Here is a 9,992-nt window from a genome sequence, read left to right as displayed (position 1 = left end):
CTGCAGGCCGCCTCGCTGAGCGCCATGCCGCACGCCGGACGCGACTTCTGGAAGGCGCAGGTCTACATCGAGCAGTCTCTCAAGCCGCGCTTCCCGGACATGAACGTCGTCGACCTGCGCGACGCCTGGGCCGACATCCTGAAGCGCGCCAAGCTCGTGCAGCACCACAAGATCTCGCGCGAGGAGCTCAGCGTGCGCGAGCACATGAGCATCGTGCTGCGGCACCTGCAGGGGCGGCAGTTCGTTGAGTTCGAGAAGCTGTTCGACGTCACGCGCGGCACGCCGGTGCTGATCGTCACCTTCATCGCGATGCTCGAGCTGGCCAAGGAAACCCTGATCGACATCACGCAGGCCGAAGCCTTCGCACCTATCTACGTGCGGCTGGCGTACACGCCGGCCTGAGCCCCACGCGTCCCGCCGTCGCGCGGAGCAACCGGACGCCGATGAAGTTCCCGGCTCGGCAGCACGGCTGATCGACAACCTCGAAATCGACACCTGAACCCGATGAGCTACAGCGTCAAGGAAATCTTCTACACCCTGCAAGGCGAAGGCGGCCAGGCCGGCATGCCGGCCGTGTTCTGCCGCTTTGCCGGCTGCAACCTGTGGAGCGGCCGCGAGAGCGATCGCGCCGGCGCCGTCTGCCGCTTCTGCGACACCGATTTCGTCGGCACCGACGGCACGCTGGGCGGCAAGTTCGCGAGCGCCGAGTCGCTGGCCGACACCATCGCCGCGCAATGGCCGGCCGATGACACCGCGCATCGGCTGGTCGTGCTGACCGGCGGCGAGCCGCTGCTGCAGGTCGATGCCGCACTGATCGCCGCACTGCATGCGCGCAGCTTCCGCATCGCGGTGGAAAGCAACGGCACCGTGGCGGCACCCGAGGGCATCGACTGGCTTTGCATCAGCCCGAAGGCGGGCGCGCCCTGGCTGCAGCGCTCGGGCCAGGAGCTCAAGGTGGTATGGCCGCAGCCCGGCCTGGACCTCGACGCGCTGCAGGCCGGCGGCCACTTCGCACACCGCTTCCTGCAGCCGATGGACGGCCCGGCGCAGGCCGACCACATCGCGCTGTGTATCGACACCTGCATGCGCCGCCCCGGCTGGCGCCTGAGCCTGCAGACTCACAAGCTGACCGGCATCCGCTGATCTCTGAACATGACGACCCTCGCGATGAACCCTCGACGATTCACCGTCAGCCAGCGCTTCTTCTTCGACGCCGCCCACACGCTCGAGCGCGCCATCGAGACCGAAGCCAGCCGCCGCATCCACGGCCACACCTACCGCGCGGAAGTCGCGGTCAGCGGCCCGCGCGATGCCCGGACCGGCATGGTCGTCGACCTCGGCCTACTGCGCCGGCGACTGGACGCACTGCGCGAACGGCTCGACCACCACCTGCTCGACGAAGTGCCCGGACTGGGAGCGCCGACGCTGGAAAACCTCTGCGTGTTCATCGCCGACGCCCTCGCCGACATGCAGCCGGCGCCCTCGCGCGTGCGGGTCTGGCGCGAGGCACTGGGCGACGAATGCGTGCTGGAGCTGGCGCCGCGCGCTTGAGCGCCAAGGCCGGCTCGACGAAGCCGGCGGTTCAGGCCGACTCGACGCCCGGCTCCCGCCCCATCAAATCCGAAACGGCCTGCGCAGCCTGTACGCGGCCGTCCAGCACGGCCACCACGCTGTCGGAAATCGGCATCTCGACGCCCATATGGCGCGCACGCTGCACCACCGCCCTCGCGCAGTAGACGCCCTCTGCCACGTGCCCGAGCGAATCCACCGCCTGCGACAGCGACCGGCCTTGCGCCAGCAGCAATCCGACCTTGCGGTTGCGCGACAGGTCGCCGGTGGCCGTGAGCACCAGGTCGCCGAGGCCGGACAGCCCCATGAAGGTGTCGGCCCGGGCGCCGAGAGCGACGCCGAAGCGGGTCATTTCGGCCAGGCCGCGCGTGATCAGTGCGGCCCGAGCATTGAGCCCGAGGTCGAGGCCGTCGGCCAGTCCGGTGGCGATCGCGAGCACGTTCTTGACCGCACCTCCGACCTCGACGCCGACGATGTCGTCATTGGCATAGACCCGCAGCGCCGGGCCGTGGAAGGCCTCGACCAGCGCCTCGCGCACGCGGGCATGCGGACTGGCGGCCACCAGCGCGGTGGGCCGGGCCTGCGCCACCTCCTGCGCGAAGCTCGGGCCGCTGAGCACGCCGGCCAGCAGCCCGGGCGCCACCCGGGCCTGGATCTCGTGGGCCAGCAGGCCGAGCTCGCCGGAGCCGGCCTCGGCCGGCTCGACGCCCTTCGAGAGCCAGGCCACCGGGCAGGTCGCATCGCGCAGCTGGCCGAGCTGGCCGCGCAGCGCCGCCATCGGCGTCGCCACGATCGCCAGGTCGGCGCCTGCCAATGCCGACAGCGCCGCGCCGGCCTGGAGGGTCAGCGAGGGAGGGAAGGCAAAGCCAGGCAGGTAGCGCGCGTTCTCGCGCGCCTGCGACATCGCGCGGACCTGCTCGGCGTCGCGCGCCCAGAGCGTGACCGCGTGCCGGCCGGAGGCATTGATCGCCAGCGCCGTGCCCCAGGCGCCGGCGCCGAGCACGCAGATCTTCATCGGCGGCAGGCGCTGGGCGGCGATTACTGCGTGACGATCGGCGAAGCCTGGCCGGCGGCCTGGGCCTGCTGCTGCTCGAACATCGCCTGGAAGTTGATCTCGGCCAGGTGCACCGGCGGGAAGCCGCCGCGCTGGATCACGTCGGCCACGTTGCCGCGCAGGTAGGGGTAGACGATCTGCGGGCAGGCGATGCCGAGGATCGGGCCCATCTGGTCTTCGGGCAGGTTGCGGATCTCGAAGATGCCGGCCTGCTTGGCCTCGACCAGGAACACGGTCTTGTCGTTGATCTTGGTCTGCACGGTGGCCGACACGGTGATCTCGAAGATGCCGTCGGTCACGGGCTGGGCGTCGACGCCGAGCTGGATGTCCACGGTGGGCTGTTCCTGCTCGAGCAGGATGGCCGGCGAATTGGGTTGCTCCAGCGACAGGTCTTTCAGGTAGACGCGCTGGATCTGGAAAACGGGATCTTGTGCTTGCTGGTCGGCCATGGCTCTAACTTTCGAGAATCAAAACGATGCCCGCCCGGGGTCTCCCGGAGCGGGCTGCTGGAAGTAACCGGTGATTATCGCCCGCCGGACGGGGGCTCAGGCGCCCTGCAGCAACGGCATCAGGCCGCCGCGCCCATCGAGCGCGACCAGGTCGTCGCAGCCGCCGACATGGGTCTCGCCGATGAAGATCTGCGGCACGGTGCGCCGGCGCGTGAGGTCCATCATCGTGGCTCGTGCCTGGGGATCGCTGTCGATGCGGATCTCCTCGATCTGCTCGACACCCTTGGACTTGAGGATTTGCTTCGCGCGAATGCAGTAGGGGCAGACGGCGGTGGTGTACATCTTGACGGCTTGCATCGGGACTATTTCGTGGAGTTTCAGGCCTTTTCAAGCGGCAGATTAGCGTCTTTCCACGACTTGAGTCCGCCCGCAACCGCTTGGGCTTGCTCATACCCGAGCTTCTTGGCCGTGGCCACGGCACGCTGAGCGCGCGACCCGCTCGCACAGACCAGCAACAATGGCAACGACTTGTTCTTGACCGCGGTCGGCAGTTTCTGCTCGAGCTGGTTGAGCGGCACGTTCTTGGCACCCGTGACATGGCCGGTCGCGAATTCTTCCGGCTCGCGCACATCGACCACCACCGCGCGCTCGCGGTTGATCAACTGCACCGCGCCCTGGGCCGTGAGCGAGCCGGTGTTCGCGCCGCGCACCATCGGCCAGGCCAGCATGCCGCCCGAGCTGAGCGCAATCAGGATCAGCATCCAGTTGTCGACAATGAATTTCACGGTGTTCCTTGAGTGGCAAACCCCGGATTTTAGAATGTCGGCTTTCCGCACGCGTTCCCAAAGGCCTCTCCCATGCACAAACTGGTACTGATCCGCCACGGCGAATCGACCTGGAATCTCGAAAACCGCTTCACCGGCTGGACCGATGTCGACCTGACGCCGACCGGCGTCGAGCAAGCCAAGCTGGCCGGCCGGCTGCTGAAGGCCGAAGGCTACGACTTCGACGTCGCCTACACCAGCGTGCTCAAGCGCGCCACCCGCACGCTCTGGCACACGCTCGACGAACTCGACCGCACCTGGCTGCCGGTGGTCCACTCCTGGCGCCTCAACGAACGCCACTATGGGGGCCTGCAGGGCCTGAACAAGGCCGAAACCGCCAGGAAATACGGCGACGAGCAGGTACTGGTCTGGCGCCGCAGCTACGGCACGCCGCCGCCGCCGCTGGAGCCGAACGACCCGCGCAGCGAGCGCGGCGACGTCCGCTACGCCAAGCTGGCGCCCGAGCAGGTGCCTTTGACCGAATGCCTGAAGGACACCGTGGCCCGCGTGCTGCCGTTCTGGAACGAATCGATGGCACCCGCGATCCGCGCCGGCCGCCGGCTGGTAGTGGCGGCGCACGGCAATTCGATCCGCGCGCTGGTGAAGTACCTCGACGGCATTTCCGACGACGCCATCGTGAGCCTGAACATTCCCAATGGAATCCCGCTGGTCTACGAACTCGACGACGAGCTCAAGCCGCTGCGCCACTACTATCTCGGTGACGCCGACGCGGCCGAGAAGGCCCTAGCCGCAGTCGCCGCGCAAGGCAAGGCGTAACAAAAATTCTTAATTTGTTCAAAGGGTCGCGGAACCCCGGCAGACAACTTGCTTCCAAGCTGTGTATATTGGTTTGACAGGCGACAAGGACACTATTACATGGGCCAGAAAATGAAGATCACCGGCTGGGTCGCCGCAGGCGCCTTCGCCGGCGTACTGACCACCGTCTCGTTGCAGACCGTCGCACGAGGCTCCTTGGCCCCCCTGCCCCTCGAGGAACTGCAGCAGCTGGCTGCGGTTTTCGGCATGGTCAAGAGCGATTACGTCGAGCCGGTCGACGAAAAGAAGCTGATTTCCGATGCGATCTCGGGCATGGTTGCCGGGCTCGATCCGCACTCGCAGTACTTCGACAAGAAGTCCTTCAAGGAATTCCGCGAAGGCACCACCGGCCGCTTCGTCGGCGTCGGCATCGAGATCTCCCAGGAAGACGGGCTGATCAAGGTGGTGTCGCCGATCGAGGGTTCGCCGGCGTTTCGCGCCGGCCTCAAGCCGAACGACCTGATCACCAAGATCGACGACACGGCCGTGCGCGGCCTGTCGCTCAACGAGGCCGTCAAGCGCATGCGCGGCGAGGCCAACACCAAGGTGCTGTTGACGATCTTCCGCAAGGACGAGAACCGCACCTTCCCGGTCACGATCACGCGCGAGGAAATCCGCACGCAGTCGGTCCGCGGCAAGGTCATGGAGCCCGGCTACGCCTGGATCCGCCTGTCGCAGTTCCAGGAGCGCACCGTCGACGACTTCGTCAAGAAGGTCGAAGAGATCTACAAGCAGGACCCCAACCTCAAGGGCCTGGTGCTCGACCTGCGCAACGATCCGGGCGGCCTGCTCGACGCCGCGGTGGCGATCTCGGCGGCCTTCCTGCCCGAGAACGTCACGGTGGTGTCGACCGACGGCCAGCTGGCCGAGAGCAAGTCGATCTACAAGGCCGCGCCCGAGTTCTACCAGCGCCGTGCCGGCAGCGATCCGCTGCGCAACCTCCCGGCGGGGCTCAAGACCGTGCCGCTGGTGGTGCTCGTCAACGAAGGCTCGGCCTCGGCCAGCGAAATCGTCGCCGGCGCCCTGCAGGATCACAAGCGCGCCACCATCATGGGCAGCCAGACCTTCGGCAAGGGCTCGGTGCAGACCGTGCGCCCGCTCGGCCCCGACACCGGCCTCAAGATCACGACCGCGCGCTACTACACGCCCAGCGGCACGTCGATCCAGGCCAAGGGCATCGTGCCCAACGTGCTGGTCGACGAAAGCGCCGAGGGCAGCCCCTTCGCCGCGCTGCGCATGCGCGAGGCCGACCTCGAGAAGCACCTGGCCAGCGGCCAGGGCCCCGAAAGCAAGGACCCCGAGCGCGAGAAGGCCCGCGACGAAGCCCGCAAGCGCCTCGAGGAAGAAGCCAAGAAGCCGCCGCAGGACCGCAAGGTGCCCGAATTCGGCGCGACCGACGACTTCGCTCTGGCGCAGGCCGTCAAGAGCCTGAAGGGCCAGCCGGTGCTCGTGAGCAAGACGCAGGTCATCATCGACAACAAGGAAGAGAAAAAGGACAACTGATCCCCGGGCGGCTCCCGCGGGAGCCACGCCCCGGCGACAGGCGCGGCGCATGGAAGACCAGGACCTGCTGCGCTACTCGCGCCACATCCTGCTGGAGGAATTCGGCATCGACGGACAGGCGCGCGTGAGTGCCGCGCACGCGCTCGTGATCGGCGCCGGCGGGCTCGGCTCGCCCGCCCTGCTCTACCTGGCCGCGGCCGGCGTCGGCCGCATCACGCTGGTCGATGACGACGACCTCGACCTCACYAATCTCCAACGCCAGATCGCCCACACCACGGCGCGCGTCGGCATGCCCAAGGTCGAGTCCGCGGCCGCCGCGATGCAGGCGATCAACCCGGACATCACCATCGAGACTCACCGCCTGCGGGCCGACGACGAATTGCTCGACAGGCTGGTGTCGACCGCCGACGTGGTGCTCGACTGCAGCGACAACTTCGCGACGCGCCATTCGGTGAACCGCGCCTGCGTCGCCCATGCCAGGCCCCTGGTGGCGGGTGCGGCGATCCGCTTCGACGGCCAGCTGAGCGTCTACGACACACGCGATGCGGCCTCGCCCTGCTACGCCTGCCTCTTTCCGCCGGAGGCCGAATTCGAGGAAACGCGCTGCGCCGTGCTCGGCGTCTTCGCACCGGTGGTCGGCACCATCGGCACCCTGCAGGCCAGTGAAGCCCTGAAGCTGCTCGCCGGGATCGAGCCCTCGCTGGCCGGCCGCCTGCTGATGTTCGATGGCCGCCGCAGCGCGTTTGACACGCTCGGTGTCGCGCGCGATCCGGCCTGCGGCGTGTGCGGGCACCGCCCGCCCTAGCCTCCGCCGGACGGACGCTGCCTGGCTCTGGCCGCGCCGGCCGCTGCAGCGCGCGAGGACGGCTTCTTCGCCTCGGCCAGCACCTGCGTGCAGTCCGCGTCCTTTCCCGGCCCCGTTTCCACGGTCGCGGCCAACGCCAGCAGGGGATTGATCGCGGCCAGTGCGATCGCCGCGGCACCGCGCGCCGCCAGCGGACCGACCTGGACACCCGCCTTCGGCGCCGCGAAGCTGCCATGCATCCGCAGCGGCGAGCGCGCGGCCAGGATGCTCTTGTCCTTGGGCTGCGGCTTCACCACGAGATCGATGCTTTCGCTGGCCAGGTTGATGTAGCCGCTGCCGTGGAACACCGTGTCGGACGTGTCGAGGACCAGGCTGCGACCGTTCATCACGCCCTTGTCGACATCGAAGGCCATGGCGCCACAGCGGAGTTCGACGGCGCGATCGCCCTCGAGCATGAACTTGATGATCTCGCCGCCGTCGAGCCCGAGGAATTCCAGCAGCAGGTTGCTGAACTGGCCGCGCCCCGTGATGGCCGCGACATCGCCCGAGGCGCCGGCCAGCCAATGCGCCATCGAGTTGCCGCGGCCGGACAAATTGATCCGCCCATCGAGCCTGCCGAAGCTCGTCTTCAGGGTCTCGATCTTGGGGATCAGCCGGTTGAGCTGCATCGCGCGGATGTCCAGTGACGCCCTGATGTCGGCCGGGTTCTGGGTCGCGTCGATGCGGATCGACCCGGCGATCCTGCCGCTGGCCACGCCGAGGTCGAGCGGGTCGAGCGTCAGCACGCCGTCCTTGAGTGCCACCTGCACGCTGCCCTTGTCCATCGGCAGCTCGCGCACGTTCTGGATCCGATCCGCGGTGTACGAGACGTCGGCATTCATGGCTTGAAGGCGCTCGAAGTCCAGCGTCGCGTCCGGCAGCACCTTGCGTCCGGGGTCGACCGGCTTGCCCTTGCCGGCGTGCAGGATCGCGGGCGGCGGTGCCACGCCTTCGACCGCGTTGGCCGACCGCGCGGTGGGCGGCAGACCGATGAACGGGCCGAGGTCGTCCATGTCCAGCACGCGCGAGCGCAGGGTGCCGCTCAGGTGAGGACGTTTCTGTGACTTGTCGAACTGCATGTCCCCGTGGATGTCCGAGAGACCCAGTCGGCCCTTCAGGCCGCGCACCTCCCAAAGAGAGGCCTTCTTGCGCAAGTTGCCGCTCAACACGTAGGGCGGGGTCTGGGGCAGTGCGATGCCCAGGACCGGGTAGAGGCGGCCCAGGTTCTGGCCTCTCATCTCGACCTCGGCGTCGAGACCGTCGAGGTCGGCCAGCGCGACCACCGTGCCACGCGCCTGGAGCCGGGTCTGGCCGGTCTTCAGATCGATCTCGATCGGAAATGGCGGCCGCCCCACGGCATCGAGCTGCAAGACGTTGCCGGTGCGACCCGAGGCGGTGAGCGGCTCGCTCCGGTAGCGACCCTCGAGCTCATAGCTCAACGGCATCTCGCCGCGGCGGCTGTCGAAGCTGAACGCGGCATGCAGATCCAGGTCGAGCGAGGTCGCGCGGAAATCGATCGTGCCGCCATCGACCTCGATCCGTCCGATGCTCGGCACCGTGCCGGCGTCCGAACCGTCCTTGCCCAGGGCCCAGGTGCGGCGGCCGTCCTCCTCCACCTGCAGTCCGAGCGATGGCGAGCTCAACGCCAGCCGCGGCAGCACGATACGGCCTGCCAGGAGCTGCCAGAAGCGGATGTCGAATTCAGCCCGCTCGGCACGGACCAGGTAGGGGTCGCGCGCCCAGCGGGGATTGGCGAACTCGATGCCGTCGAGCCTGACCGTGGCAACCCGCCAGCCCAGGTCGACGTCGAGCCGCCGAACGATCTCGAACTTGCGCCCGGTGCGCTCGCTGACATAGCGATTGAGAGGCTCGCGCAACTGGTCCCACGGGAAAAAGCTGAGCGCCAGCCACAGCGCCGCGAGCAAGCTCAGCACGACGGCGCCGAGCTTGATCCCCATCCGGCGGCGCGACGAGATTGCGGCGGTCGCAGTCTGCACCCGCGCCCTTCACTCGATCGGAGCGGCTGCGCGCGCCGACACCCCGTTCCCGGCCGGCTTGGCGAGCAGGCAGACGACGGACACGCCGGCGGCAGCCGCGGTCGTGGCAGCCTCGGCCAGCCGCAGTTCAGCCACAGCCGGCTCGCCGCCCGCGATCACGAATCCGGCGACGAGGGCAAGGATCGATGCGGCGACATAGCTCCAGACGATGTTCATGCTGCACCTTGCGGATGGACGGACAAATCACCGAAAAAAGAACTGCGCGGGCGAGTGCCCCGCAGCCGTGCCACAGCTTAGAACAACCGTCCGCCCGACGGAGTCGGCCACCGGCCGATATCGCTGTGGGGCGCGGCCTACGGGGGTCTCGTACTCGGTCGTAAGAACCAGCCTACAGCGTCCGATCGCGCAAGCCTTCATGATGCAGGCAGATCTTCACTAGCATCGCGAAGGCCTGCTTCCCTAGGGGTAAGCCTGGCTCCGAAGGGCGCACCAGGGGCAGCGGTTCTCATGGACCCAAGATTGAAAACCTACATCGTCGAAGACAACGTCACGATCCGAGAGAATCTCGTCGGTACCTTGGAGGAGCTCACGTGCATCGCGGCCATCGGTTATGCCGAGACCGAGGCGGAGGCCAGCCAATGGCTCGTCGATCATGCCGACGAGTGGGAACTGGCCATCGTCGATCTGTTCCTGAAGCAGGGAAGCGGACTTGGCGTGCTGCAGACCTGTCTGGCGCGCCGGCCGAATCAGAAGGTTGTGGTGCTCAGCAACTACGCCACCCCCGACATCCGCAAACGCTGCGCCCAGTTCGGCGTCGATGCGGTGTTCGACAAGTCGAACGAGATCGACGGCCTGATCGACTTCTGCATCGCGCAGGCCGCCGCCCGCACTGCATGAGTTGCTCGCCCCCAGGTTGCCCGACACGAAGTGCGGGCA

13 protein-coding genes are annotated in these 9,992 nt (G+C 67.7%); 7 read left to right on the top strand and 6 right to left on the bottom strand.

Annotated features, from left to right (window positions below; all coding sequences use genetic code 11):
• The 3 genes from AC1D2K_RS21285 to AC1D2K_RS21275 form a co-directional block, all read left to right on the top strand.
• On the top strand, positions 1-402 hold a 402-nt coding region (locus AC1D2K_RS21285), incomplete at its 5' end, for a segregation and condensation protein A (protein ID WP_478090818.1).
• A 102-nt stretch (positions 403-504) separates the two neighbouring features.
• Positions 505-1,143 (top strand): 7-carboxy-7-deazaguanine synthase, encoded by a 639-nt coding sequence (gene queE, locus AC1D2K_RS21280; protein ID WP_478090817.1) that lies wholly within the window; start codon positions 505-507, stop codon positions 1,141-1,143.
• Between the two features lie 9 nt (positions 1,144-1,152).
• Positions 1,153-1,551 (top strand): 6-pyruvoyl trahydropterin synthase family protein, encoded by a 399-nt coding sequence (locus AC1D2K_RS21275; protein ID WP_478090816.1) that lies wholly within the window; start codon positions 1,153-1,155, stop codon positions 1,549-1,551.
• A gap of 31 nt (positions 1,552-1,582) precedes the next feature.
• Here the strand turns inward: AC1D2K_RS21275 and AC1D2K_RS21270 are convergent, their stop codons facing one another.
• The 4 genes from AC1D2K_RS21270 to AC1D2K_RS21255 all read right to left on the bottom strand — a co-directional run bounded on the left by AC1D2K_RS21270 (position 1,583) and on the right by AC1D2K_RS21255 (position 3,857).
• Entirely contained in the window at positions 1,583-2,584 is a 1,002-nt protein-coding gene (locus AC1D2K_RS21270) for an NAD(P)H-dependent glycerol-3-phosphate dehydrogenase (RefSeq protein ID WP_478090815.1), read from the bottom strand.
• 23 nt (positions 2,585-2,607) lie between these two features.
• Complete coding sequence (secB, locus tag AC1D2K_RS21265) at positions 2,608-3,072, bottom strand: protein-export chaperone SecB (protein WP_478090814.1); 465 nt, start codon at positions 3,070-3,072, stop codon at positions 2,608-2,610.
• A gap of 96 nt (positions 3,073-3,168) precedes the next feature.
• Positions 3,169-3,429 carry a glutaredoxin 3 gene (gene grxC, locus AC1D2K_RS21260; RefSeq protein WP_478090813.1) on the bottom strand — a complete coding sequence of 87 codons (261 nt, stop codon included), beginning with the start codon at positions 3,427-3,429 and terminating at the stop codon, positions 3,169-3,171.
• Positions 3,430-3,449: 20 nt separating this feature from the next.
• Entirely contained in the window at positions 3,450-3,857 is a 408-nt protein-coding gene (locus AC1D2K_RS21255) for a rhodanese-like domain-containing protein (protein ID WP_478090812.1), read from the bottom strand.
• A 72-nt stretch (positions 3,858-3,929) separates the two neighbouring features.
• Between AC1D2K_RS21255 and gpmA the strand changes: the two genes are divergently transcribed.
• The 3 genes from gpmA (at position 3,930) to AC1D2K_RS21240 (ending at position 7,020) form a co-directional block, all read left to right on the top strand.
• A complete protein-coding gene (gene gpmA / locus AC1D2K_RS21250; protein ID WP_478090811.1) occupies positions 3,930-4,673 on the top strand; it encodes a 2,3-diphosphoglycerate-dependent phosphoglycerate mutase in 744 nt (247 codons plus the stop codon).
• A 99-nt stretch (positions 4,674-4,772) separates the two neighbouring features.
• A complete protein-coding gene (locus tag AC1D2K_RS21245) occupies positions 4,773-6,215 on the top strand; it encodes a S41 family peptidase (RefSeq protein ID WP_478090810.1) in 1,443 nt (480 codons plus the stop codon).
• A gap of 49 nt (positions 6,216-6,264) precedes the next feature.
• The gene (locus AC1D2K_RS21240; protein WP_478090809.1) at positions 6,265-7,020 is read left to right on the top strand and encodes a HesA/MoeB/ThiF family protein; all 756 of its coding nucleotides are present in this window, start codon (positions 6,265-6,267) and stop codon (positions 7,018-7,020) included.
• Here AC1D2K_RS21240 and AC1D2K_RS21235 read toward each other — a convergent pair.
• Together AC1D2K_RS21235 and AC1D2K_RS21230 are read right to left on the bottom strand one after the other, a co-directional pair.
• Positions 7,017-9,017: an AsmA family protein gene (locus tag AC1D2K_RS21235; RefSeq protein WP_478090819.1), complete on the bottom strand. Its 2,001-nt coding sequence runs from the start codon at positions 9,015-9,017 to the stop codon at positions 7,017-7,019. The two genes, AC1D2K_RS21240 and AC1D2K_RS21235, sit on opposite strands and share 4 nt — an antisense overlap.
• A gap of 48 nt (positions 9,018-9,065) precedes the next feature.
• Positions 9,066-9,272: a hypothetical protein gene (locus AC1D2K_RS21230; RefSeq protein ID WP_478090808.1), complete on the bottom strand. Its 207-nt coding sequence runs from the start codon at positions 9,270-9,272 to the stop codon at positions 9,066-9,068.
• A gap of 291 nt (positions 9,273-9,563) precedes the next feature.
• Between AC1D2K_RS21230 and AC1D2K_RS21225 the strand changes: the two genes are divergently transcribed.
• The gene (locus AC1D2K_RS21225; protein WP_478090807.1) at positions 9,564-9,953 is read left to right on the top strand and encodes a response regulator; all 390 of its coding nucleotides are present in this window, start codon (positions 9,564-9,566) and stop codon (positions 9,951-9,953) included.
• Positions 9,954-9,992: the final 39 nt, after the last annotated feature.

Source organism: Variovorax sp. P1_H12_2, from assembly GCF_056405335.1.
The sequence above is the reverse complement of the archived record's forward strand: the minus strand, read 5'-3'. Positions and strand labels throughout refer to the sequence as shown.